Here is a 23,481-nt window from a genome sequence, read left to right as displayed (position 1 = left end):
GTTAGGCTCGGTGCGTGGCGCTCAAGAACATCCCGGACCCCGGTTTCTCCGACGACGACGGCACCGCCGACCCGCGGCTCGCCGCGGCCCTCGCGGCCTGGGCGGAGGACAGAACCGCCCACGGCCCGGTCCTCGAAGCGCTCAAGGGCGCCCGGCTGCTCGTCCCCGTGGTCGCCGTCCTCGGCGAGGTCGAGACCGACGAGAACGGCCTGCGCCGCGAGAAGACCAGCGACATGGCGGTCCCCACCCTCACGGCGGGCGACCGCAGGGCCCTGCCCGCCTTCACCTCGATCGCCTCGCTGGCCCTGTGGGACCCGGAGGCCCGCCCCGTGGCGGTCCCGCTGCACCAGGCACTCCAGGCCGCCGCGCACGAGAAGGCCGACACGGTCGTCCTGGACCTCGCGGGCCCCGTTCCGTACCAGGTGACCGGCCCGGCCCTGCTCGCCCTCGCCGAGGGCCGTTCCAGCGTGGATCCGCTCGACGACCCGGCCGTACGGGAGGCCGTACGGGCCGCCGTCGCCGCCGAGCCCGCGGTCCTCCGCGCCCACCTGGGCCCCGGCGCCGCCGACGGCACCCTCGCCCTGGTCCTCACCGAGGACGCGTCCCCGGCGGAGGCCGCCCAGCGCGTGGCCCGCGTCCTGGCCGCCGACGAAACACTGAGGGCCCGCCTGGTGCGGGGCCTCGACCTGGCACTGCTGCCGGCCTCGGCCACGCCTCCGGGCGAGCCCTTCTACGTGAAGCGATAGGAAGTCTCAGCCGTACACCGGTCCCGTGGCTGTTCTCTTCCGGGGGCCTGGGGACGACCCCCGTACCCCCGGAAGCCCTAGCCGTACACCGGTCCCGTGGCTGTTCTCTTCCGGGGGACGACCCCCGTACCCCCGGAAGCCCTAGCCGTACACCGGTCCCGTGTACTTCTCGCCAGGACCCTGGCCCGGCTCGTCCGGGATCAGGGACGCCTCGCGGAAGGCGAGCTGGAGGGACTTCAGGCCGTCCCGCAGGGGTGCGGCGTGGAAGGAGGAGACCTCCGTCGCGCCGGCGTCCAGCAGGCCCGCGAGGGCGTGGACGAGCTTGCGCGCCTCGTCGAGGTCCTTGTACTTGTCGCCCTCCTCGGTGAGCCCGAGCTTCACCGCGGCGGCGCTCATCAGGTTGACGGCGACCGTCACGATCACCTCGACGGCCGGGACCTCCGCGATGTCGCGGGTCATGGCGTCGAAGTCGGGGGTTTCAGGGGAGTCCGCGGACTCGTTCTGGGGCGTCTCGCTCATGCCTCACACGATAAGCCGATCGGCGCGCCTCCCTGTCGCCCCCGCCCCGGTTCGCGTAGAGGGGCCGGTCCTGCTAACCTTGTGTCACGACCGGCCGGACACCTGTGTGCCCGGCCCACAAGTGGAGGCTCCGTACTCCCACCTACCACCCTCACGGGTGGCGGGTCACCGGTCAGGTGGCGCCCATCGTTCCGTACGGACGATGGAGCCGCCCGATGCGCGCCCCGCGGTTGATCGCGACGGTGCTCCGGTATTCCCAGGAGCCCCGCCTGTGTCCCGTCCGGGGCGTTTTTTGCGTACCGGCTCGGTTGGTCTCAGTGAAACAGACGTTGCGCGTCCGTCCGCCAGGCGGTCGCGTGGTGCTACCTAGGAGGATCCATCAGCGCCGAGCCCCGCATCAACGACAGGATTCGCGTTCCCGAGGTGCGACTTGTCGGACCCAGCGGCGAGCAGGTCGGGATTGTTCCGCTTGCCAAGGCCCTGGAGCTCGCACAGGAGTACGACCTCGATCTGGTCGAGGTCGCGGCGACCGCCCGTCCGCCCGTGTGCAAGCTCATGGACTACGGGAAGTTCAAGTACGAGTCGGCCATGAAGGCCCGTGAGGCGCGCAAGAACCAGGCGCACACGGTCATCAAGGAGATGAAGCTCCGGCCGAAGATCGACCCGCACGACTACGACACCAAGAAGGGTCACGTCGTCCGGTTCCTCAAGCAGGGCGACAAGGTCAAGATCACGATCATGTTCCGTGGTCGTGAGCAGTCCCGCCCCGAGCTTGGTTTCCGGCTGCTTCAGCGGCTGGCGTCGGACGTCGAGGAGCTTGGCTTCATCGAGTCCAACCCGAAGCAGGACGGCCGGAACATGATCATGGTTCTCGGCCCGCACAAGAAGAAGACCGAGGCCATGGCCGAGGCGCGTGAGGCCCAGGCCGCACGCAAGGCCGAGCGCCAGGGCGTCGCCTCCGACGAGGCGTCCGAGGTGTCCGAGGTCGCGGCCGAGGAGGTCGCGGTCGAGGAGGCTCCGGTCACCGAGGCCGAGGTCGCCGACGCTCCGGCCGTCGAGGCCGAGGTCGAGGCTCCGGCCGAGAACACCGAGGCGTGACCCCACGGGCTGCCATCCAGGCAGCCCTGGGCCCCGCCCCGAACCACCACACCAAGAATTGACGCTCCCGGATGTCCGGTGCCCGCACCGGGGGGAGCGCCACTGACGAGGAGATACGGCGCGATGCCGAAGAACAAGACGCACTCCGGTGCCAAGAAGCGCTTCAAGGTCACCGGCTCCGGCAAGATCCTGCGCGAGCGCGCCGGCAAGCGCCACCTGCTCGAGCACAAGTCGTCCAAGCTGACCCGCCGCCTCACCGGCACCGCGGAGATGGCCCCGGGCGACGCGGCCAAGATCAAGAAGATGCTGGGCATCTGATCTGATCACCCGCCCTCGGCAACGGGGGCTTCCGGCCAGGTCCGGGACCCATTCGTTTTTCGGGTCGTGTGAGTCCAACCACGACCCCGCTACAAGGAGTTAACAAGTGGCACGCGTCAAGCGGGCAGTCAACGCCCACAAGAAGCGCCGGGCGATCCTCGAGGCGGCCTCCGGCTACCGCGGTCAGCGTTCGCGCCTGTACCGCAAGGCCAAGGAGCAGGTCACCCACTCCCTGGTCTACAACTACAACGACCGCAAGAAGCGCAAGGGCGACTTCCGCCGTCTGTGGATCCAGCGCATCAACGCCGCTGCCCGTCAGAACGGCATGACGTACAACCGCCTCATCCAGGGTCTGAACGCCGCCAACATCGAGGTGGACCGCAAGATCCTCGCCGAGCTGGCCGTCAACGACATCAACGCGTTCGCCGCGCTGGTCGAGGTCGCGCAGAAGGCTCTGCCGGCCGACGTCAACGCCCCGAAGGCCGCTGCCTGATCTTCCAGGCCGCAGTACCTCTGCCCGGACCCGCAGGCGCGTGCGCCTGCGGGTCCGGGTGCTTCGGGCCCCCGCAGTCGCCGTCCCCCTCGAAGAGAGAACCGCCGCACCTCATGGTCACCCCCGAGCTGATCTCCCCGCGTTCCCCGCGCGTCGTCGCCGCCCGGCGGCTCGCCAAGCGCAACTTCCGGGGCAAGGACCGCCTCTTCATCGCCGAGGGCCCGCAGGCCGTGCGTGAGGCCGTCGAGCACCGCGGGGCCGGCGGCGAGCCCACCCTCGTCGAGCTCTTCACCACCGTCGAGGCGGCCGAGCGCTACGCCCCGATCATCGAGGCCGCCGTCGCCTCCGGAGCCCGCGTCCACCACGCCTCCGACGCCGTCCTCGCCGAGGTCTCCCAGACCGTCACCCCGCAGGGGATCGTCGGCGTCTGCCGGTTCCTGGACTCGCCCTTCGAGGAGATCATCGCGGCCCGGCCCAAGCTGGTCGCCGTCCTCGCCCACGTACGCGACCCCGGGAACGCCGGCACCGTGCTGCGCTGCGCCGACGCGGCCGGCGCCGACGCCGTCATCCTCACCGACGCCTCCGTCGACCTCTACAACCCCAAGTCCGTCCGGGCCTCCGTCGGCTCCCTCTTCCACCTGCCGGTCGCCGTCGGCGTCCCCGTGGAGCAGGCCGTCGCCGGGCTCAAGAGCGCGGGCGTACGGATCCTCGCCGCCGACGGAGCGGGCCAGGACGACCTCGACGACGAGCTGGACGCCGGCACGATGGGCGGGCCCACCGCCTGGATCTTCGGCAACGAGGCCTGGGGGCTGCCCGAGGAGACCCGGGCGCTCGCCGACGCGGTCGTCCGCGTCCCCATCCACGGCAAGGCCGAGAGCCTCAACCTCGCGACGGCGGCCGCCGTCTGCCTGTACGCCTCCGCCCGCGCCCAGCGCCCCCGAACCTCGGCCTGAGGGGTCCATTCCGGCGTCTCCGCCCAGTAGAGTGACGCACTCGGGGGCCCACTGCGCTACACGGAGGGGTGGGGAACGGGGATGACGGTCGATACGGACAGTCCCGCACAGGCACGGAGCGCCGCGCCGCACGCCCCGGAAGCGGACTCGTACTCCGACTTCGCCGGAGTCCACCCCGACGACCTGCCCGACGGTCTCGTCGTCGCCGACGAGACCGGCCGGGTCGTCTGCTTCAACGCCGCCGCGGCCCGCATCACCGCCGTCCCCGCCGGCCAGGCCCTCGGCCTCCCCCTCGACCAGGCGCTGCCCCTTGAGGACCTCAAGGGATGCCGCTGGTGGACCCTGACCGACCCGTACGGCGGACTCGCCATCCGCCGCGGCCAGCCCGAGCGCAACCTGCTGCTCCCCGGCGGCCGTGAGGTCCTCGTCTCCGCCCGGTACGTCCGCGAGCGCCCCAAGGGACCGGTCCGCCGCGTCGTGGTCTCCCTGCGCGGCACCGAGGCCCGTCGTCGTACCGAGCGCAGCCACGCCGAGCTCATCGCCACCGTCGCCCACGAGCTGCGCTCCCCGCTCACCTCCGTCAAGGGCTTCACCGCCACCCTCCTCGACAAGTGGGAGCGGTTCACCGACGAGCAGAAGCGGCTGATGCTGGAGACCGTCGACGCCGACGCGGGCCGCATCAAGCGCCTCATCGCCGAGCTCCTCGACATCTCCCGGATCGACTCCGGCCGCCTGGAGGTGCGCCGCCAGCCCGTCGACCTCGCCGCGGCCATCGGCCGCCACGTCCAGGTCCAGACGACCGGCGGCCAGTCCCCGGACCGCTTCTTCGTACGGATCAGGCCGCACCTGCCCAAGCTGTGGGCCGACCCCGACAAGATCGACCAGATCCTCGGCAACCTCCTGGAAAACGCGGTGCGCCACGGCGACGGAACCGTCACCATCGAGGTGGCACCCCGCACGGCGGGCGACGACGGAGAAGAGGGGACGGAGGTCACCGTGAGCGACGAGGGCCCCGGCATCCCCGAAGCGTCGATGAGCCGCGTCTTCACCCGCTTCTGGCGGGGCAGCAAACGCGGCGGCACCGGCCTCGGCCTCTACATCGTCAAGGGCATCGTCGAGGCCCACGGCGGCACCATCACCGTCGGACGGGGCCCCCGCGGCGGGGCCGAGTTCCGATTTATCCTGCCCGTCGGCACCCCGGCCCATCTCATCTGACGAGATCTGACGAGTTCCAGACACGTTCCAGACGAGATCCGAGGCCGCCCGGCCTGCCCACGGGCTCATCACCGTCCGAGCGCCCCGTTAGACTCGACCTTTGGCACGTTTGCGCCCTTGTCGTCGAGCGGGGCCGCGCCCAGCCAGCCAAACGGAAGCACGGGAAGAGATGTCGGCACCGAATAAGTCGTACGACCCGGTCGAGGTCGAGGCCTTGAAACCGGAAGAGATCGAGCGCATGCGGGACGAGGCGCTCGCCGCCTTCGCGGCCGCCGGCGACCTCGACGCGCTCGCGCACGCGAAGACCGCGCACACCGGCGGCACCTCGCCGCTGGCGCTCGCCAACCGCGAGATCGGCGCCCTGCCGCCGCAGGCCAAGGCCGCCGCCGGAAAGGTCGTGGGCCAGGCCCGCGGCGCCGTCTCCAAGGCGCTCGCCGCCCGGCAGACCGAGCTGGAGGCCGAGCGGGACGCCCGCGTCCTCGTCGAGGAGGCCGTCGACGTCACCCTGCCGTACGACCGCGTCCCGGCAGGCGCCCGGCACCCGCTGACCACGCTCATGGAGCGCGTCGCGGACGTCTTCGTCTCCATGGGGTACGAGGTCGCCGAGGGTCCCGAGGTCGAGGCGGAGTGGTTCAACTTCGACGCCCTCAACTTCGTCCCGGACCACCCGGCACGCCAGATGCAGGACACCTTCTTCGTCCAGGGGCCGGAAGGCACCACGGGCGACGAGTCCGGTGTCGTCCTGCGCACCCACACCTCGCCGGTCCAGGCCCGCACCCTCCTCGACCGGGAGCCCCCGGTCTACGTGGTGTGCCCCGGCCGCGTCTACCGCACCGACGAGCTCGACGCCACGCACACCCCGGTCTTCCACCAGATCGAGCTGCTCGCCGTCGACGAGGGCCTGACCATGGCCGACCTCAAGGGCACCCTGGACCACATGGTCCAGGCGCTCTTCGGCCCGGACATGAAGACCCGGCTCCGCCCGAACTTCTTCCCCTTCACCGAGCCGTCCGCCGAGATGGACATGCTCTGCTACGTCTGCCGTGGCGAGTCCGTCGGCAACCCGGACCGTCCCTGCCGCACCTGCGGCAGCGAGGGCTGGATCGAGCTCGGCGGCTGCGGCATGGTCAACCCGAAGGTGCTCGTCGCCTGCGGTGTGGACCCCGAGAAGTACAGCGGATTCGCCTTCGGGTTCGGCATCGAGCGGATGCTGATGTTCCGCCACAACGTCGACGACATGCGAGACATGGTCGAGGGTGACGTCCGGTTCACCCGGCCGTTCGGGATGGAGATCTGATGCGGGTCCCGCTTTCTTGGCTGCGGGAGTACGTCGACCTGCCGGCGACGGAGACCGGCCGCGACGTCCAGGCCACACTCATTTCGGCAGGCCTCGAGGTCGAGACCGTCGAGAAGCTCGGCACCGGCCTCACCGGCCCGCTGGTGGTCGGCAAGGTCCTCACCGTCGAGGAGCTGACGGAGTTCAAGAAGCCCATCCGCTTCTGCACCGTCGACGTCGGCCAGGCCAACGGCACGGGCGAGCCGCAGGAGATCATCTGCGGCGCCCGGAACTTCGCCGTGGGCGACAAGGTCGTCGTGGCCCTGCCCGGCGCCGTCCTCCCCGGTGACTTCCGGATCGCCGAGCGCAAGACGTACGGCCGGGTGTCCCGCGGCATGATCTGCTCCGGCGACGAGCTCGGCATGGGCGACGACGGCACGCACGGCATCATCGTGCTCCCGCCGGAGTACGAGATCGGCATCGACGCCACCGTCCTCCTGGAGCTGTACGACGAGGTCCTCGACATCGCCGTCACCCCGGACCGCGGCTACTGCCTCTCGATGCGCGGCGTCGCCCGCGAGGTCGCCACCGCGTACGGCCTGCCGCTGCGCGACCCGGCGCTCCTCGACGTGCCCGCGCCGAACGCGTACGGCTACCCGGTCCAGATCGCCGACCCGATCGGCTGCGACCGCTTCGCCGCGCGTACGGTCGTCGGCCTCGCGCCCGAGGCGCGCTCCCCGATCTGGCTGCAGCGCCGCCTGCAGAAGGCCGGCATGCGCCCGATCTCGCTGGCCGTGGACGTCACCAACTACGTGATGCTGGAGCTCGGCCAGCCGCTGCACGCCTACGACCGGAGCCGCATCGACGGCCCCATCGGGGTGCGCCGCGCCGAGGCCGGCGAGAAGATCACCACCCTCGACGGCACCGTGCGCGTCCTGGACGCCGCGGACCTGGTCATCACCGACAACCGCGGGCCGATCGGCATCGCCGGAGTCATGGGCGGTGCCAACACGGAGATCGCCGACCCGGTGACCGACCCGGAGACCGGCATCGTCACCGGCACCTCCGAGGTCGTCATCGAGGCCGCGCACTTCGACGCGATCTCGATCGCGCGCACGGCCCGCCGCCACAAGCTGTCCTCCGAGGCGTCCAAGCGCTTCGAGCGTGGCGTCGACCCGCAGGCCGCCGCCGCTGCCGCGCAGCGCACCGTCGACCTCCTCGTGCTGCTCGCGGGCGGTACGGCCGAGGCCGGCGTCACCGAGATCAGCGCCCCCTCCGCGCCCCGTACGATCGCCATGCCGGCGAACCACCCGGACAAGGTCGCGGGCGTCGACTACGGCCGTGAGACCGTCGTCCGCCGCCTCCAGGAGGTCGGCTGCGACGTCTACGGTCAGGACGAGCTCGTCGTGACCGTGCCCTCGTGGCGCCCCGACCTCAACGAGCCGAACGACCTGGCCGAAGAGGTCATCCGCCTGGAGGGCTACGAGAACCTGCCCTCCACGCTGCCGAAGCCCCCGGCCGGCCGCGGGCTCACCGAGCGCCAGCGCACCCACCGCCGCGTGGGCCGCGCCCTGGCCGGCGCCGGTTACGTCGAGGCCCTGAGCTACCCGTTCATCGGCGAGCAGGCCCTCGACAACCTCGGTCTCGACGCGGACGACGCCCGTCGCCGGGTCGTGACCCTGGTCAACCCGCTCTCCGACGAGGAGCCCGCGCTCCGTACGACGCTGCTCCCGGGCCTGCTCGGTGCGCTCCGTCGCAACGACAGCCGCGGCAGCCACGACCTGGCGCTCTTCGAGACCGGTCTGGTCTTCCGGCCCGAGGGACAGCCCGGCGTCGCCGTCCGGCTGCCCGTCGACCGCCGTCCCACCGACGAGGAGGTCGCCGAGGTCAACGCCGCGCTGCCCGCGCAGCCGCGCCGCGCCGCCGTCGTCCTCGCCGGTGCGCGCGAGCAGGCCGGCTGGTGGGGCAAGGGCCGCCCGTCCGACTGGGCGGACGCGGTCGAGGCCGGCCGCAGCGTGGCCGCCGAGTCCGGGGTCGAGCTGATCATCAGCGCCGACCAGCACGCCCCGTGGCACCCGGGCCGCTGCGCCGCGTTCCACGTCGAGGTCGACGGCGAGAAGGTCCTCGTCGGCCACGCCGGCGAGCTCCACCCGCGCGTCGTGAAGGCCTTCGGTCTCCCGGCCCGCAGCTGCGCGATGGAGATCGACCTGGACCTGCTGGAGAAGGCGAACGAGGGCCCCCTGAAGGCCCCCCGTATCTCCTCCTTCCCGGTCGCCACCCAGGACGTCGCCCTGGTCGTCGCCACCGAGGTCCCGGCCGCCGAGGTCGAGGCCGCCCTCACCGAGGGCGCGGGTGAACTCCTGGAGTCCATCCGTCTGTTCGACGTCTACACCGGCGACCAGCTGGGTGAGGGCGCCAAGTCCCTGGCGTACGCGCTGAAGTTCCGCGCCACGGACCGCACCCTCACGGTCGACGAGGCCAGCGCCGCCCGCGACGCGGCCGTCGCCCTGGCGGCCGAGCGCACGGGCGCCGTCCTGCGCGGCGCCTGACGCGCACGAGCACGACACGGCGGGCCGTCCCGGGAACATCCCGGGGCGGCCCTCCGCCGTTCCCGGCCCACGAAGTGGCGTACGGGTGCGCGGGAGACGGCCACCCGTACGCGTGGCGGATCCCTGGCGAAGTGCGGCGCGCCCAGGGCGCTCACTCCTTCGGGTGAGATCGCCGGGGGGTGTTCCCCCGTGGTCCGCACGGTCGGGAGAATCGACGCGGCCGCAGGGGCGGACCTGTGGGCCGCAGGGCCTTCGGGCGCTGTCGAGGCTCGGGAAGGGCCGTGCATGATCCGTACCAGGTCTTTGGTCTCCGCTGGCTCCCGGCTCCGCCGGCTGGCCCCGCTCGCTCTTCCCACCGCGTGGGGCGCGGTGGCCGTGGTGTGGAAGTTCGGGTGCCCGCTGGCCCGGCAGCCGGGGCTGCCCATGCGCATCGCCACCAGCGTCGTCTTCCTCACCGTCGGCACCGGGCTCGTCCTCGGCATCCGGCGCGGGCTCGCCCGCGAGTTGGCCCAGGTGCGAGCCGTCGCCGACGCCGCCCAGCAGGTCCTTCTGCGTCCACCTCCCGCCCGGCTCGACGGACTCGCGCTCGCCGCCGGGCAACTGTCGGCCTCCCGGGGCGCGTCCGTCGGCGGGGATCTGTACGAGGCGGTGGCCACTCCGTACGGCGTGCGGATCGTCGTCGGGGACGTGCGGGGACACGGGCTCGCCGCGCTCGGCGCCGTGGTGGCCGTCCTCGGCAGCTTCCGTGAGGCCGCCCATGACGAGCCCGAACTCGGGGGCGTCCTGCGGCGGTTGGAGCGGGCGCTCGAACGGCACCTGCGGGAGCGGGCGCGCGACGAGCATCCGGCGCGGGGCGGGGCGGAGCCGGCGCACCCGGTGGCGGAGGAGTTCGTGACCCTGCTGCTCCTGGAGATCGGGGCCGACGGGCGGCTGTCCGTGTTCAACTGCGGTCACCCCGGCCCGTACCGCATCGGACGGCGGGTGGAGCGGCTGCCGCTCGGCGACCCGCTCCCACCGCTGGGCGTCCTGCCGCTGCCCGCCGCGCTCGTGCCGTACGCCGGATCCCGGCTGCTCTCCGGCGAGACGCTGGTCCTGCACACCGACGGCGCGGAGGAGGCCAGGGACCACCACGGCCGGTTCTTCGCGCTCGACGCGGCCCTGGCCGGGTTGGCGGGTGAGGCGCCGCCGAGGCTGGTCCGACGGCTCCACGCGGCGCTCCTGGACCACACGGGCGGCCGGCTCGCGGACGACATCGCGCTCCTCGTCGTACGCAACGACCGCGTCCGGGTTCCGGCGCAGCCCGCCGAACCCGGGCTGCGCCGCCCCCGGCCCGCCCCCTCCTCCCACTGTTGAGCGAAGGGGTCCTGGGCCGGCGACGCCCGCCCCGCCACGGAGTGTCGGGCAGATCAGCGGGGCGGGCGACGCGGACCGGGCGGCCGCACTGTACGAGGGGGAGCCGGCGGCCCGGTCGTCGCCTTGCGGCGAGAAGCACAGTCAATCGGTGCGGGACCGGGCCCGGCAGAGTACGCGGACCGGAAGAACGGGTACTTCGTTCACACCCCGTGCGAAACCGACCCGTAGGGATTCGGCCACGGGCAGGGTCCGCCGACCCCTAGGCTGGGTCCACCGAGCGACCGGAGGGGGCATGCAGCCCAACACCCTGCTCGACGCCCTGCTCGACGAAGCGGGCGTCTCGAACGCCGGCCTCGCCGCCCGTGTGAACCGGGCCGGCCAGGCCAGGGGGATCACCCTGCGCTACGAACACACCGCCGTGGCGCGCTGGTTGAAGGGGCAGCGGCCACGCGGCCAGGTGCCCGACCTGATCTGCGAGGTGCTCGCCGCCCGGCTGCACCGCCAGGTGACCCTGGACGACATCGGCCTCGGGGTGCCGGGCGGGCCGCCGCCGGCCTTCGGCACGCCGCTCTCCGGATTCGTCGAGCGGGCGGCCGCGCTCTGGCGCTCCGACGAGCAGCAACGTCCGCACATAGTCGGCGCGCAGGCCGTGACGGGTACACCGGCGGTGATGCCGGTGTGGGAGTGGGAGAACCCTCCTGAGGACGCGGACGTCTCCCGCGACGGCCGGGGGACGACGGTCTCGGCGGCCGACATCGCCGTGCTGAGCGCAGCCCGGTCCCACTACGAGCAGATGTACCGCAAGGCCGGGGGCATCGCGACGCGGGCCCGGATCGTCGGCTTCCTCACCACCGAGACCGCGCCGCTGCTGCGGGGCGCGTACAGCGACGCGGTCGGCCGCCGACTGCACCGGGCCACGGGCGGACTCGTGGCGGTGGCCGGAATCTGCGCCTACGACGCGGACGCGCACGGGCTGGCCCAGCGCTACTTCCATCAGGCACTGCGGCTCGCGAAGGCCAGCGGTGACCGGGGGCTCGGCGCCTATGTGATCGCGCTTCTGGTCAACCAGTCGCTGTTCATGGGGGAGTACCGGCAGGCGGTGGCGTTCGCGGAGGCGGCGCTGAGGGCGGCCGGGCGGCAGATCACCCCGGCGCTGGCCGCCGATCTGACGGCGATGCAGGCGAAGGCGTACGCACACCTGGGCGACGGGGCGGCCGCGTTGGCCTGCATCCGGCGGGCGGAGGCGGAGGCGGAGCGGATCAGCCCGGGCGCGGAGCCGGCCGAGACGGGATACGTCCAGCCGGGGCTCGTCAACGTGCAGGTCGCGGAGGCCCTGCTCAGGCTGGGCGATCTCCCGGCGGCGCACGAGCACGCGGCGGCGGCGGTACGGACGCCCTCGCACGACCGGGGCCGGGTGCACCGGCTCGCCATGCTGTGCCAGGTCGAGCTGCGCCAGGGCGAGGCCGACGGGGCGGCCCGTACGGCGGTGGAGATGACCGAGAGGGCGCGGGGCATGGAGTCGCGGCGGCTGCGGGACCGGCTGCGGCAGGTGCGGGTGGATCTCCTCGCGAGCGGCGGGGGCGACGCCCGGGAGGCGGCGGCTCTCATCGACGGGGCTCTGCGCGTTCCCCTGTGAGTCACAAACTGCTGCGATATTGCCACCAAACAAGCACCGACCAGTCGGAAGGTGGCAAGAACGTGCAGTGGACGAAACTGAGCGAACGCTCTGTCTATGAGAACCGCTGGTTCCGGGTGAACCTCGCGGACGTCGAACTCCCGGACGGCCGTCACCTCGACCACTATCTGATCCGGCTCCGCCCGGTCGCCGTCGCGACCGTCGTCAACGAGGCGGACGAAGTCCTGATGCTCTGGCGCCACCGCTTCATCACCGACAGCTGGGGCTGGGAGCTGGCCGCCGGCGTCGTCGAGGACGGCGAGGACCTGGAGGCCGCCGCCGCCCGCGAGATGGAGGAGGAGACCGGCTGGCGGCCGGGGCCGCTGCGTCATCTCCTCACCGTCGAGCCCTCCAACGGCCTCACGGACGCCCGTCACCACCTCTACTGGGCGGAGCGGGCCACGTACACGGGACCGCCCGAGGACGCGTTCGAGTCCTCGCGGCGGGCCTGGATCCCGCTCGAACAGGTTCCCGACATGATCGCCCGGGGCGAGATCCCGGCCGCCAACATGGCCGCCGGGCTGCTGATGCTCCACCATCTGCGCCTCGGCTGACGCCCGGGGGAGGAGTGGCGCGTGACATGCCGGACGGCCCGTACCTGTGCGTGTGTACGGGCCGTCCGGTGTTCAGGGGAGGTCAGGAGTACGGGTAGAAGCCCGACCCCGTCTTCCGGCCGAGCCGGCCCGCGTCCACCATGCGCTGGAGCAGCGGGGGAGCGGCGTACAGCGGCTCCTTGAACTCGGCGTACATCGAGTCCGCGATCGAGGCGATCGTGTCCAGACCGATGAGGTCGGCGAGCTTCAGCGGGCCCATCGGGTGGGCGCAGCCGTACTCCATGCCGTTGTCGATGTCCTCGCGGCTCGCGATGCCCGATTCGAACATCCGGATCGCGGAGAGCAGGTACGGCACCAGCAGGGCGTTGACCACGAAGCCGGAGCGGTCCTGCGCGCGGATCGCGTGCTTGCCCAGCGCCTTCTCGGCGAAGGCCTGCGCACGGCTGATCGTGCCCTCGGAGGTGGTGAGCGCCGGGATCAGCTCGACGAGCTTCTGCACCGGGGCCGGGTTGAAGAAGTGGATGCCGATGACCTGGTCGGGGCGGGAGGTCGCCACGGCCAGCTTCACGAGCGGGATGGAGGAGGTGTTCGAGGCCAGGATGGCGTCCGGCCGGGTCATCACCTGGTCGAGCACCTGGAAGATCTCGGTCTTGACCTGCTCGTTCTCCACGACCGCCTCGATGACGAGGTCCCGGTCGGCGAACTCGCCCAGGTCGGTGGTGAAGCTGAGGCGCGCCAGCGTCGCGTCCCGCTCCTCCTCGCTGATCTTGCCGCGTTCGGCGGCCTTCGACAGCGAGTTGTAGAGCCGTGTACGGCCGAGCTCCAGCGCCTCGCCGGTGGTCTCGGCGACCTTCACCTCAAGGCCGCTCCGGGCACACACCTCTGCGATGCCCGCGCCCATCTGGCCGCAACCCACCACTCCGACGCGCTCAATGTCGGCCATGGAGTCCGTCACCTCGTGCCTTTCGCTCTTCTCTGGCGGCGGGCCCCGTGTGATTCCGGTGCGTCCGCCTCGACCCCACGACGTTACCGCTCATTAACCGATGATCGATCGTCCGGGCCGGGCATGCTGTCCGGGTGCGTGTGACGTATCCGACAGAGGAGGGGTACAAGTGCGGCCTATCGGCAGAAGAGGGTTCGTCGCCGGCGCCACCGGGGCGGTGCTCGCCGTGACGGGGGCGACAGGAGAGGGGACCACGGCCGCCGCACCCCCGGGGCGGAAGGGGGCGCATCGCCGGCGCGAGTTCCGCGGTGTGTGGGTGGCCACGGTCGCCAACCGCGACTGGCCCTCCCGGTCCGGCCTGACCGCCCAGGAGCAGCGCGCCGAGCTCCTCGCCCATCTCGACACGGCCGTCGAGCGCCGCCTCAACGCGGTGGTCCTCCAGGTCAGACCGACCGCGGACGCCCTGTGGCCCTCGCCGTACGAGCCGTGGGCGCAGTGCCTGACCGGCACGCAGGGGCGCGACCCGGGCTGGGACCCGCTGGGCACGGCGGTCGCCGAGGCCCATGCGCGCGGCCTCGAACTGCACGCCTGGTTCAACCCGTACCGCGTGGCGAATCACACGGATCCGGCCCGGCTCGTCGCCGACCACCCGGCCCGGCTCCACCCGGAGTGGGTGCTGCCCTACGGCGGGAAGCTGTACTACGACCCGGGCCTGCCCGAGGTCCGCCGCTTCGTCCAGGACGCGATGCTGGACGCGGTCCGCCGCTACGACCTCGACGCCGTGCACTGGGACGACTACTTCTATCCGTACCCGGTGGCCGGGCAGGTCTTCGCCGACGACGCGACGTACGCGCGGTACGGCGGGGACTTCCCCGACAAGGCGTCCTGGCGGCGGAACAACACCGATCTGCTCGTCTCCGAGATGTCCGCCCGGATCAAGGAGACGAAGAAGCACGTGGCCTTCGGGATGAGCCCCTTCGGCGTGTGGCGGAACCGCGCCACCGACCCGGAGGGATCGGACTCCCGCGCCGGAGTCCAGACCTACGACGACCTGTACGCGGACACGCGGAAGTGGATCCGTGAGGGCTGGATCGACCACGTCGTCCCGCAGCTGTACTGGCACATCGGCCTGCCCGCCGCCGACTACGCGAAGCTGCTGCCCTGGTGGGACGCGGTGGTACGGGGGACCGGCGTCGGCCTCTACATCGGCGAGGCGCTCTACAAGGCGGGTGACCCCGCCCAGCCGGCGGCCTGGCAGGACCCGAAGGAGCTGTCACGCCACCTGGAGCTCGCCGCCTCGTACCCGTCGGTCGGCGGGCACTGCTACTTCGCGGCGAAGGAGATGGCCGCGGACCGGGCCGGGGCGATGGCCGCCGTGGTGGCCGATCACTACCCGACCGGGGTCCGGCCTCCGAAGGAGCGGCCTCAGCGGGCCTCCGCCTCCGAGTGATGGCGTACGACGGTGTCGGGGCCCGGTGACATCAGGGCCTCGTGGCCGTCGTCGTCGAACTTCACGCGGTACGGGGGAGTGCCGTTCTCCCCCAGTACCTGAAGCACCTCGGCCGTACGGTCGTGGTGACCGACGGTCCGACCGTGCACCAGCAGCTTGTCACCCACACTCGCCTGCATCGGGTTGACCTCCTCGCGAACGCGCCTGTCCTACTCGGGGTCCATGTCTGCCATTGTGACCCGCGTCACCCCGATCCGTCGCGTCGGTGTCGGTTTCCGTGTCAGCTCTTCGCCTTCTGGGTGACCGCGATGCAGACCAGCACCCCCGTGGCGGCGAGCGGGGCGGCGAGCGGCAGGGCCTCGCCGAGCAGGAAGACCGACCAGAACAGGGTGAGGAGCGGCTGGGCGAGCTGGAGCTGGCTCGCCTTGGGGATGCCGATCTCGGCCATGCCCCGGTACCAGACGTACAGGCCGAAGAAGGTGGAGCCGGCGGCCACCCACACCAGGCCGATGACGCCGTGGGCGTTCAGGCGGACCGGCTCGATCGACAGCGTGACCGCCGAGGCGGCCACCATCAGCGGCAGGCACAGGACGAGGGCCCAGCCGATGACCTGCCAGCCCGGCATGAGCGCGGCGAGCCGCCCGCCCTCGGTGTAGCCGGCGGCGCACACGAGCAGCGCCCCGAAGAGGTACACGTCGCCCGTGGACACCGCTCCGCCGCTCTGCTGGAGCGTGAAGGCGATGACCACGACGGCCCCGGAGACGGCGGCGAACCAGAAGGTACGGGAGGGGCGTCGGCCGGTCCGTATCGCGGCGAGAGTCGCCGTGGTGAGCGGCAGCAGGCCCACGACGACGGCGGCGTGCGAGGTGGTGGAGGTCTGCAGGGCCAGCGTGGTCAGCAGCGGGAAGCCGATGACGACACCGCAGGCGACCACGGCGAGGCCGGCCCAGTGGCGCCGCTCCGGCAGGGGCACCCGGCCGACGAGGAGGAAGGCGCCCGCGATGAGGGCGGCGAGGGTGGAGCGCACGGCCACCAGGGACCAGGGGCCGAAGCTCTCCAGGCCCCAGACGGTCGACGGGAAGGTGAGCGAGAAGGAGACCACGCCGAGCAGGGCGAGCAGGGTGCCGCGGCCCGCGCTCCGGTCGGAGACCTCGGCGGCGGTGACGCCTGTGGTGCCCGCGGCGTCCGTGGCGGCGGATCCGGCGCCGGTACGGACACAGGCACCCGCGCTCCGTACGGAAGTGCTTCCCTCCGGGGCGGTGACCGCTATCGCGGTGGAGGCAGTAGCGCTATTCTGTGGTCTCATGCATGAGCGTAGCAGCGTCGCAGAACTGGCGGAATCCCTGAGGGCGGAGCTCAACCGCTACTCACCAGGTGGAAAGCTGCCGTCGAGTCGCACGCTCGTCGAGCGCTACCGCGTCTCCCCGGTGACCGTCACCCGGGCCCTCGCCCAGCTCGCCGCCGAAGGGCTCGTCGTCACCCGCCCCGGCGCCGGCGCCTTCCGCGCCGAGCCGCGCGCCACGCCCGTCGCGGGCGACACCTCCTGGCAGGAACTCGCGCTCAGCGCCGACACCGCCACCGAACTCGTCCCCCGGGCCGTCGACGCCTCCGGCGTCCTCGTCACCCTCTCCGCTCCGCCGCCGGGAGTGATCGAGTTCAACGGCGGCTACCTCCACTCCTCCCTCCAGCCCGAGCGGGCCCTCGCCGCCGCCCTCGCCCGGGCCGGCCGCCGCCCGGGTGCCTGGAGCCGCCCGCCCACCGACGGCCTGCCCGAACTGCGCGAGTGGTTCGCCCGCGAGATCGGCGGCAGCGTCACCGCCGCCGAGGTGCTGATCACCGCGGGCGGCCAGTCGGCCATCACCACCGCCCTGCGCGCCCTCGCCCCGCCCGGCACCCCCGTCCTCGTCGAGTCGCCCACCTATCCCGGGATGCTCGCCGTCGCCCGAGCCGCCGGACTCCGCCCCGTCCCCGTACCGGCCGACGCCGACGGGGTCCGTCCCGAGCTCCTCGAAGCCGCCTTCCGCGCCACCGGCGCCCGGGTCTTCGTCTGCCAGCCGCTCTTCCAGAACCCGACCGGCAGCGCGCTCCCGCCGGAACGGCGCCGGGAGGTCGTCCGCATCGCCCGCGCCGCGGGGGCCTTCGTCGTCGAGGACGACTTCGCCCGCCGCCTCGTCCACGAGGACGCCGGGCCGCTCCCCGCGACGCTCGCCGCCGAGGACCCCGACGGCGTCGTCGTCCACGTCTGCTCCCTCACCAAGCCCACCTCGCCCAGCCTCCGCGTCGGCGCCCTCGCCGCCCGCGGCCCCGTTCTGGAGCGGCTGCGCGCCATCCAGGTCGTCGACAGCTTCTTCGTCCCCCGGCCCCTCCAGGAGGCCGCCCTCGAACTCGTCGGCTCCCCGGCCTGGCACCGCCACCTCCGGGCCGTCTCCCAGGAGCTGCGGAGCCGCCGCGAGGTCATGACCGGGGCCGTCGCCCTCCACCTCCCCGAGTTCGCCCTGCCCCGTGTCCCCTCCGGCGGGTACCACCTCTGGCTCCGGCTCCCCGACACCCTGCCCGAGGCCTCGCTCCTCGCCACCGCCCTGCGCACCGGCGTCGCCGCCGCCCCCGGCCGCCCCTACTTCTGCGCCGAGCCCCCCGCCGGGCACATCCGGCTGAGTTTCGCGGGTGTGGCGGGCCCCATCGAGATCGTGGAGGGCGTGCGCCGCCTGCGGGCGGCGGTCGACGAGCTCACCGCCTGAGCGGAGGCCCGGTCCGGAGCGGCCGCCGGACCGGGCCTCCGTCGGTCTCCCGCCCCCGGGCAAATTCACCTGACAGGAACCCGCGATCCTGGAACCCTGCGGCCATGAACGACAGCCCGGCCCCCACCCTCCCCGGTACCACCGTCATGCACGGGGCGTACGAGATCTCAGCCGATCCCGCACGGATCGACGCGGCCCGCGTCCACCACTGGCTCTCCACGGACGCCTACTGGGCCCTCGGCCGACCTCGGGAGAAGCAGGACGCGGCCATCGCGGGATCGCTCAACTTCGGCGCCTACGACGGCGAGACCGGCGAGATGGCCGCCTACGCGCGCATCGTCACCGACTACGCCACCTTCGCCTGGCTCTGCGACGTCTACGTCGACCGGGGGGCCCGCGGCACCGGCCTCGGCACCGCGCTCGTCGCCGCCGTCCGCGACCACCTCGCACCGTCCGGCCTGCGCCGCATCCTGCTCGCCACCGCCGACGCGCACGGGGTGTACGAGAAGGTAGGTTTCACGCCACTGCAGAATCCGGACAAGTGGATGGCTCTCGGGCAGCAGTGACCCGGCACCTCTCCGGTCCCGGAAAATGACCCCTTGACCTGGGAGGCCACCGGCCTCACGATCGCGGCCATGAGTCTTCGGGTGACGCTCGTCGCGGCGGCACGCAGCTCCTCCCTGCTCGCCGAACGCTTCGACGACGACCGGCCGCTCGACGAGGCCGGATGGTACGAGGTGCAGGTCGCCGCACCCGCGCTCATCCCGCTCGGCGCGGCCGAACTGCGCTACTGCTCCCCGACCCCGCGCAGCCGCGCCACCGGCACCGCCCTCGGCTACGCGCCGCTCGCCCAGCCCGCGCTGCGCGAGTGCGACATGGGCCGCTGGCGGGGCCTCACCCTCGCCGAGGTCGCCGCCCTCGAACCGGCCGCCGTCGACGCCTGGCTCACGGACGCCCGTACCGCCCCGCACGGCGGGGAGCCGCTCCTCGCGTTCATCACCCGGATAGGGAACTGGCTCGACACCCGCCCCGCCGAGGACTGCTCGATCGTCGCCGTCGCCGAGCCCTCCGTCGTACGGGCCGCCCTCGTGTACGCGCTGAAGGCGCCGCCCGCCACGTACTGGAACGTCGACGTCCGCCCGCTCTCGACCGTCACCCTCACCGGCCGCCCCGGCCTCTGGCACCTCCAGCTCGACGCGGCCGTCCGCTGACCGGCTCGACGCCACGACAGCCGAGTGCGCGACGGAGGGCACGGCGGCGGAGGGTGCAGCGGGGGAGTGCGTGGCGGGGCAGTCCGCGGCGGAGGGCACGGCGAGGAGTGTGCGGGCAGAGGGCACGGCGGCGGAGGGCACGGCGCGGGAGTGTGCGGCAGGCGAGTACCCGGCGGGGAGGCCAGGGGTGGGGAGCCACGCGGTCGGGTGCCGTACGGCGGGGGAGGTGGCCGGGACCGGTTAGCCTGAGGGCACGATGAACCGTTTGACCACGTCATGGGGCGCCTTCACGCTGACCCGCTTTCCCGAGGACCCGCGCGATCAGCTGCGCGCCTGGGACGCGGCCGACGAATACCTCCTGGGCCACCTGGCCGAGACCGGTACCGACCTCTCCGGCACCGTCGCCGTCCTCGGCGACCGCTGGGGAGCCCTCGTCACCGCCTTGCACGCCGCCGATCCCGGCGCGCTCGTCCAGATCTCCGACTCCTACCTCGGCCGACAGGCCACCCGCGCCAACCTGGCACGCGCCGGCGCGGACCCGGACGCCGTCCGGCTGCTGACCACGCAGGACCCGCCGCCCGAGCGGATCGACGTGCTCCTCGTCCGCGTCCCCAAGAGCCTCGCGCTCCTGGAGGACCAGCTGCACCGGCTCGCTCCCGCCGTGCACGAGGGCACCGTGGTCGTCGGCACCGGCATGGTCAAGGAGATCCACACCTCCACGCTCCGGCTGTTCGAGCGGATCCTCGGCCCCACCCGCACCTCGCTCGCGGTGAAGAAGGCCCGACTGATCCACACCACCCCCGACCCGGCGCTCACCCCCGGCCAGAACCCCTGGCCGCACCGGTACGACCTCCCCGCCGACACCCCCGCGCCGGGCCTCCCCGGGCTGACCGTCACCAACCACGCCGGGGTCTTCTGCGCCGACCGCCTCGACATCGGTACGCGCTTCCTCCTCGCGAACCTGCCCCAGGACATCGGCGACGCCCGGGTCGCGGACCTCGGCTGCGGCAACGGCGTGGTCGGCATCGCCATCGCCCTGGCCGAGCCCGACGCGGAACTGGTCTTCGCCGACGAGTCGTACCCGGCGGTGGCCTCCGCCAAGGAGAACTTCCGCACGCACCTCGGCGACAGCCGCGCGGCCGAGTTCCTCGTCGGCGACGGGCTCACCGACCTGCCCGCCGGCTCGGTCGACCTGGTCCTCAACAACCCGCCGTTCCACAGCCACCAGGCCACCACCGACCGCACCGCGCGCCGGATGTTCGCCGACGCGCGACGCGCGCTGCGGCCGGGCGGCGAACTGTGGGTCGTCGGCAACCGGCACCTCGGTTACCACGTCACCCTCCGCCGTATCTTCGGGAACAGCGAACTCGTCGGGAGCGACGCGAAGTTCGTGGTCCTGCGGGCGGTCAGGCAAGAGGACCGCTAGGGGGTGTCTTGTCGATCATGGCAGTCGGCCCCGTCCGGCCCTGATCGGCAAGCCCCCCGGGGGTCACCGGCCCCAGTCGCGGGAGCAGAGGACGAGCCGGTAGCCGTCGGGGTCGGCGACGGTGACGCCGTACTCGTCACCCGGGTCTGCGCGTTGACGATCATGCCGTCAGGTTATGCGCGGACCGGGGCACGGCTCCGGCGTATCCGCCACGGCCCCGTCCGCCGCCACGCCCTTCCCTCCTCGCCTCTCACCAGTCGGGGAAGGCCAGGTCGAGCGCGCGCACCCGGGTCTGCGCGTTGACGATCATGCCGTCAGGTTATGCGCGGACCGGGGCACGGCTCCGGCGTATCCGCCACGGCCCCGTCCGCCGCCACGCCCTTCCCTCCTCGCCTCTCACCAGTCGGGGAAGGCCAGGTCGAGCGCGCGCACCCGGTTCTCCCCGGTGGCGATGTCGAGGACGACGATCCGGTCCTGCCGGAGGGTGAACGCCACCGCCGCGACCGGGCCGCCGGCCCCGAAGGCGACCAGCCCGACGGCCCCGTCGACGAGCGCGGGCCTCGCCACGTCGGCGAGCCGCGCGAAGGCCGCCGCCGCCTCCGAGACGGCCGGGGCGCCGTGCACCGGCCCGTGTTCGCCGTACGCCACGACGTCCGGGTCCAGGACGGCCGCCAGGGCGCGGGCGTCACGCGCGCGTGCGGCCGCCAGGAACCGCTCCACGACCGCCCGCTGCCGTCCCGGATCGCCCTTGGTACGGGCCGCCCCGCCGCCCCGGACCCGCTCACGGACCCGCCGGGCGAGCCGGGCGGCGTCCACGGGGGAGCCGCCGGTGATCCGCGCGGTCTCGTGCGGCGGCAGCCCGAACAGGTCGTGGAGCACGTACGCGAGCCGTTCCTGGCTCCCGAGGGACTCCAGGACGACGAGCAGCGCGAGCCACACGGAGTCCACCCCAGCACCGACGCCCCTCAGGACCTCACTGGCCCCGACGCCCCGCACGGCCTCTCCGGCCCCGATGCCCCGCACGGCCTCTCCGGCCCCGATGCCCCGCACGGCCTCTCCGGCCCCGATGCCCCGCACGGCCTCTCCGGCCCCGACAGTGCCTACGCCCCCGTCGGCCCCGGCATCCCGCACACCCCCACCGGCCCCCCGCCCCTGCTGCCCGGTGGCCGTCCGTTCCTGGAGCCCGCGCACGCATACCCGCCCCACATGAGCCGCCAGCCAGGCCCGGACGAGGACCCCGCCGTCCCGCCCGAGCTCCGTGCGGGCCGTCGCGAGCGCCTCCTCGGCCTCGGCCCGCGACCCCGTCATCCGCAGGGCCACGGCCCGCAGCCGCTCCTGGTCGGCGTCGAACCGCCTCGTCAGGGCGGCCGGAAACGTGTCGTCGTGCATGGGGCCTCGCTTCTCGTCGGTTCCGTCACCGTCTTGACGCGAGGGCGTCCCCCGATGTGACACACCCCGACCGCCCGAGGGCCGCGGCTACCCCCGTACGACCTCCCTGGCGAGGGTTCGCCGGGCCCCGGCGAGCTCCGCGTCGACCTCCGCCGCCCTCGCCGGGTCCAGGACGATCGCGGCCTCGCACGGCTCGCCCCCGGCCAGCCGTCGATGGCGCAGATGGGTGGGCGGGTGCGTGGAGTCCACGCTGTGCCCGCGCCGCTCCGCGACCCGGCGCAGCCGCTCGTACTCGTGCTCCGGCACCGAAGCGGCATGGGCGGCGAGCCGTTCCCACAGCCCCTCGGCGGGATCCTCGCGGCGCGCGCCGCCGATCCGGGTCCGCGCCGCCACGGCCTCCCGGCGGAGCTCGCCCGTGACACCGTCGGAGACGAGGAGCCGGTTCATCAGCCCGGCCGCCGCCTCCGTGCCCGCCGCGCGGGCGGCGGTGGTGTCGGCGAGGTACTCGGAGCGCTGGGAGCCGCGCAGGGTCAGCTGGTCCAAGAGGACGAGGACGCCGTCGACGAGCAGGCGCGGCAGCGCGGTCGCGAGGTTCACGAAATGCCCCAGGAGACTGTCTGCGGGCTCGGGGGCAAGCGTGTAGCGCCAGGTGGAAAGGGAGCGGAACGCGTTGCCGACGAGCAGGGAGTGGCGGGTGTCGCCATGGGCGTAGTGCCCGAACTCGTGGCCGAGGAGCGCGACCCGCTCCTGCGGGGACAGGGTCTCCCACAGCCCGAGCCCAAGGTGGAGCACCCGGTGCTGCCGGATCCCGTACGTGCTGACCGAGGCGTTGGTGTCGGCGTCGATGACCACGGCTCGTACGCCGGTGGTGCCGACGCCCTCGGCGACCTCGTCGAGCAGGGCGAAGAGCCGAGGCGCGTCCGCCCGGCGCAGCACGGGAAGGTCCTGCTTCTCGACCTTCGCCAGGCTGGCGAACCGGGGCCGCAGGACCACGGCCAGGCCGAGCAGGAGCGCCCCGAGCGCGGGCAGGACGCCCTTGCCCCAGCCCGCGACGAGCAGCACCAGACCGCCGGCGAGCAGGGCGAAGGTGACCCCGTGGACGACCAGGGCGAGCGCGGTGGCGAGCGCCCCGGCGGCGCCGCGCCGGGGCCGCTGCCCCGCTGCCGTACCGCCGCCTGTTCCCCCCGTGGTGAGCTCCGTGAAGAGCTGTTCCCCGTGGCGCTGTGCGAGCCGCCGGCGGATCCTCTCGATCCGTCCCGGCGGCCGCTCCTCCCGCACCTCGGGGTCGATGTTCCACTCGCACGCGGCACACCAGGCGATGTACCGCCCGCCGCCCGTGACGGGCTCCCCGCATTCGGGGCACTGCCGCTCGGCCCCCTGGACGACGTCGGTCGTCACTGTCATGTCCTGTCCCTCCCCTGCGGCCCTGACGGGCCGCGTCATGCATGGCGGAGAGGTTAACCGGCTGTGACTATGCATCCTGCGCGGCGGGTCCGGCCGAGGAGGCGCTTCCGTGTGCCCAGCCGCGTCTCGGCCTCTGGGGAGGCCGGCGGAAGTGGGCGGAGACCGACGGAG

General features: G+C 73.1%; 22 protein-coding genes. 16 read left to right on the top strand and 6 right to left on the bottom strand.

The window, feature by feature from the left end:
* Window positions 1–14 precede the first annotated feature (14 nt).
* Complete coding sequence (locus OG580_RS06335) at window positions 15–746, top strand: SseB family protein (RefSeq protein ID WP_267042645.1); 732 nt, start codon at window positions 15–17, stop codon at window positions 744–746.
* A 141-nt stretch (window positions 747–887) separates the two neighbouring features.
* On the opposite strand, the gene OG580_RS06330 is transcribed toward OG580_RS06335, so the two are convergent.
* Window positions 888–1,265 (bottom strand): DUF1844 domain-containing protein, encoded by a 378-nt coding sequence (locus OG580_RS06330; protein WP_267042644.1) that lies wholly within the window; start codon window positions 1,263–1,265, stop codon window positions 888–890.
* Window positions 1,266–1,643: 378 nt separating this feature from the next.
* On the opposite strand from OG580_RS06330, the gene infC reads away from it, so the two are divergent.
* From infC to OG580_RS06280, 10 genes are all read left to right on the top strand, one after another.
* Window positions 1,644–2,363, top strand: coding sequence for a translation initiation factor IF-3 (gene infC / locus OG580_RS06325; protein ID WP_267047915.1), 720 nt, complete (start codon window positions 1,644–1,646; stop codon window positions 2,361–2,363).
* A 123-nt stretch (window positions 2,364–2,486) separates the two neighbouring features.
* The gene (gene rpmI, locus OG580_RS06320) at window positions 2,487–2,681 is read left to right on the top strand and encodes a 50S ribosomal protein L35 (RefSeq protein WP_073818494.1); all 195 of its coding nucleotides are present in this window, start codon (window positions 2,487–2,489) and stop codon (window positions 2,679–2,681) included.
* A 106-nt stretch (window positions 2,682–2,787) separates the two neighbouring features.
* Window positions 2,788–3,174: a 50S ribosomal protein L20 gene (gene rplT, locus OG580_RS06315; RefSeq protein WP_024760684.1), complete on the top strand. Its 387-nt coding sequence runs from the start codon at window positions 2,788–2,790 to the stop codon at window positions 3,172–3,174.
* 113 nt (window positions 3,175–3,287) lie between these two features.
* Window positions 3,288–4,127 carry an RNA methyltransferase gene (locus tag OG580_RS06310; protein ID WP_267042643.1) on the top strand — a complete coding sequence of 280 codons (840 nt, stop codon included), beginning with the start codon at window positions 3,288–3,290 and terminating at the stop codon, window positions 4,125–4,127.
* A gap of 81 nt (window positions 4,128–4,208) precedes the next feature.
* Complete coding sequence (locus OG580_RS06305; RefSeq protein WP_267042642.1) at window positions 4,209–5,342, top strand: ATP-binding protein; 1,134 nt, start codon at window positions 4,209–4,211, stop codon at window positions 5,340–5,342.
* A gap of 169 nt (window positions 5,343–5,511) precedes the next feature.
* Window positions 5,512–6,639: a phenylalanine--tRNA ligase subunit alpha gene (gene pheS / locus OG580_RS06300; protein ID WP_267042641.1), complete on the top strand. Its 1,128-nt coding sequence runs from the start codon at window positions 5,512–5,514 to the stop codon at window positions 6,637–6,639.
* Window positions 6,639–9,167: a phenylalanine--tRNA ligase subunit beta gene (gene pheT / locus OG580_RS06295; protein ID WP_267042640.1), complete on the top strand. Its 2,529-nt coding sequence runs from the start codon at window positions 6,639–6,641 to the stop codon at window positions 9,165–9,167. Before pheS ends, pheT begins: the two co-directional genes overlap by 1 nt.
* 285 nt (window positions 9,168–9,452) lie before the next feature.
* Complete coding sequence (locus tag OG580_RS06290; RefSeq protein WP_267042639.1) at window positions 9,453–10,520, top strand: PP2C family protein-serine/threonine phosphatase; 1,068 nt, start codon at window positions 9,453–9,455, stop codon at window positions 10,518–10,520.
* A gap of 292 nt (window positions 10,521–10,812) precedes the next feature.
* Complete coding sequence (locus OG580_RS06285; protein ID WP_267042638.1) at window positions 10,813–12,156, top strand: transcriptional regulator; 1,344 nt, start codon at window positions 10,813–10,815, stop codon at window positions 12,154–12,156.
* 62 nt (window positions 12,157–12,218) lie between these two features.
* On the top strand, window positions 12,219–12,749 hold the full coding sequence (locus tag OG580_RS06280) for an NUDIX hydrolase (protein ID WP_267042637.1): 531 nt from the start codon (window positions 12,219–12,221) through the stop codon (window positions 12,747–12,749).
* An 82-nt stretch (window positions 12,750–12,831) separates the two neighbouring features.
* Here the strand turns inward: OG580_RS06280 and OG580_RS06275 are convergent, their stop codons facing one another.
* Window positions 12,832–13,692: a 3-hydroxybutyryl-CoA dehydrogenase gene (locus OG580_RS06275; RefSeq protein ID WP_267042636.1), complete on the bottom strand. Its 861-nt coding sequence runs from the start codon at window positions 13,690–13,692 to the stop codon at window positions 12,832–12,834.
* Between the two features lie 217 nt (window positions 13,693–13,909).
* Between OG580_RS06275 and OG580_RS06270 the strand changes: the two genes are divergently transcribed.
* On the top strand, window positions 13,910–15,142 hold the full coding sequence (locus OG580_RS06270) for a glycoside hydrolase family 10 protein (RefSeq protein WP_267047914.1): 1,233 nt from the start codon (window positions 13,910–13,912) through the stop codon (window positions 15,140–15,142).
* Here the strand turns inward: OG580_RS06270 and OG580_RS06265 are convergent.
* Window positions 15,118–15,321: a DUF1918 domain-containing protein gene (locus OG580_RS06265; protein ID WP_267042635.1), complete on the bottom strand. Its 204-nt coding sequence runs from the start codon at window positions 15,319–15,321 to the stop codon at window positions 15,118–15,120. The genes OG580_RS06270 and OG580_RS06265 overlap by 25 nt on opposite strands.
* A gap of 101 nt (window positions 15,322–15,422) precedes the next feature.
* Window positions 15,423–16,448: a DMT family transporter gene (locus tag OG580_RS06260; protein WP_267042634.1), complete on the bottom strand. Its 1,026-nt coding sequence runs from the start codon at window positions 16,446–16,448 to the stop codon at window positions 15,423–15,425.
* Between OG580_RS06260 and OG580_RS06255 the strand changes: the two genes are divergently transcribed.
* The 4 genes from OG580_RS06255 (at window position 16,447) to OG580_RS06240 (ending at window position 20,517) form a co-directional block, all read left to right on the top strand.
* Window positions 16,447–17,880 (top strand): PLP-dependent aminotransferase family protein, encoded by a 1,434-nt coding sequence (locus tag OG580_RS06255; RefSeq protein ID WP_267042633.1) that lies wholly within the window; start codon window positions 16,447–16,449, stop codon window positions 17,878–17,880. The genes OG580_RS06260 and OG580_RS06255 overlap by 2 nt on opposite strands.
* Before the next feature lie 104 nt (window positions 17,881–17,984).
* On the top strand, window positions 17,985–18,446 hold the full coding sequence (locus OG580_RS06250) for a GNAT family N-acetyltransferase (protein ID WP_267042632.1): 462 nt from the start codon (window positions 17,985–17,987) through the stop codon (window positions 18,444–18,446).
* A gap of 69 nt (window positions 18,447–18,515) precedes the next feature.
* The gene (locus OG580_RS06245; protein ID WP_267047913.1) at window positions 18,516–19,091 is read left to right on the top strand and encodes a histidine phosphatase family protein; all 576 of its coding nucleotides are present in this window, start codon (window positions 18,516–18,518) and stop codon (window positions 19,089–19,091) included.
* A 256-nt stretch (window positions 19,092–19,347) separates the two neighbouring features.
* Window positions 19,348–20,517 (top strand): methyltransferase, encoded by a 1,170-nt coding sequence (locus tag OG580_RS06240; protein ID WP_267042631.1) that lies wholly within the window; start codon window positions 19,348–19,350, stop codon window positions 20,515–20,517.
* A gap of 396 nt (window positions 20,518–20,913) precedes the next feature.
* Here OG580_RS06240 and OG580_RS06235 read toward each other — a convergent pair whose 3' ends face one another.
* Window positions 20,914–21,906, bottom strand: coding sequence for a DUF4440 domain-containing protein (locus tag OG580_RS06235; RefSeq protein WP_267042630.1), 993 nt, complete (start codon window positions 21,904–21,906; stop codon window positions 20,914–20,916).
* Window positions 21,907–21,993: 87 nt separating this feature from the next.
* Entirely contained in the window at window positions 21,994–23,310 is a 1,317-nt protein-coding gene (locus OG580_RS06230; RefSeq protein WP_267042629.1) for a M48 family metallopeptidase, read from the bottom strand.
* Between the last annotated feature and the right edge of the window lie 171 nt (window positions 23,311–23,481).

It is taken from the genome of Streptomyces sp. NBC_00094 (assembly GCF_026343125.1).
Classification (GTDB): Bacteria; Actinomycetota; Actinomycetes; order Streptomycetales; family Streptomycetaceae; genus Streptomyces.
The sequence above is the reverse complement of the archived record's forward strand: the minus strand, read 5'-3'. Positions and strand labels throughout refer to the sequence as shown.

Bases quoted from the DNA above. Each gene is read 5' to 3' on its own strand.
- rpmI (WP_073818494.1), top strand. From the start codon at position 2,487: ATGCCGAAGAACAAGACGCACTCCGGTGCCAAGAAGCGCTTCAAGGTC.
- OG580_RS06250 (WP_267042632.1), top strand. From the start codon at position 17,985: ATGAACGACAGCCCGGCCCCCACCCTCCCCGGTACCACCGTCATGCAC.
- pheT (WP_267042640.1), top strand. From the start codon at position 6,639: ATGCGGGTCCCGCTTTCTTGGCTGCGGGAGTACGTCGACCTGCCGGCG.
- OG580_RS06330 (WP_267042644.1), bottom strand. From the start codon at position 1,265: ATGAGCGAGACGCCCCAGAACGAGTCCGCGGACTCCCCTGAAACCCCC.
- OG580_RS06260 (WP_267042634.1), bottom strand. From the start codon at position 16,448: ATGAGACCACAGAATAGCGCTACTGCCTCCACCGCGATAGCGGTCACC.
- OG580_RS06310 (WP_267042643.1), top strand. From the start codon at position 3,288: ATGGTCACCCCCGAGCTGATCTCCCCGCGTTCCCCGCGCGTCGTCGCC.
- OG580_RS06275 (WP_267042636.1), bottom strand. From the start codon at position 13,692: ATGGCCGACATTGAGCGCGTCGGAGTGGTGGGTTGCGGCCAGATGGGC.
- OG580_RS06235 (WP_267042630.1), bottom strand. From the start codon at position 21,906: ATGCACGACGACACGTTTCCGGCCGCCCTGACGAGGCGGTTCGACGCC.
- OG580_RS06265 (WP_267042635.1), bottom strand. From the start codon at position 15,321: ATGCAGGCGAGTGTGGGTGACAAGCTGCTGGTGCACGGTCGGACCGTC.
- OG580_RS06305 (WP_267042642.1), top strand. From the start codon at position 4,209: ATGACGGTCGATACGGACAGTCCCGCACAGGCACGGAGCGCCGCGCCG.
- OG580_RS06255 (WP_267042633.1), top strand. From the start codon at position 16,447: ATGCATGAGCGTAGCAGCGTCGCAGAACTGGCGGAATCCCTGAGGGCG.
- OG580_RS06290 (WP_267042639.1), top strand. From the start codon at position 9,453: ATGATCCGTACCAGGTCTTTGGTCTCCGCTGGCTCCCGGCTCCGCCGG.
- OG580_RS06285 (WP_267042638.1), top strand. From the start codon at position 10,813: ATGCAGCCCAACACCCTGCTCGACGCCCTGCTCGACGAAGCGGGCGTC.
- pheS (WP_267042641.1), top strand. From the start codon at position 5,512: ATGTCGGCACCGAATAAGTCGTACGACCCGGTCGAGGTCGAGGCCTTG.
- OG580_RS06230 (WP_267042629.1), bottom strand. From the start codon at position 23,310: ATGACAGTGACGACCGACGTCGTCCAGGGGGCCGAGCGGCAGTGCCCC.
- OG580_RS06240 (WP_267042631.1), top strand. From the start codon at position 19,348: ATGAACCGTTTGACCACGTCATGGGGCGCCTTCACGCTGACCCGCTTT.
- OG580_RS06245 (WP_267047913.1), top strand. From the start codon at position 18,516: ATGAGTCTTCGGGTGACGCTCGTCGCGGCGGCACGCAGCTCCTCCCTG.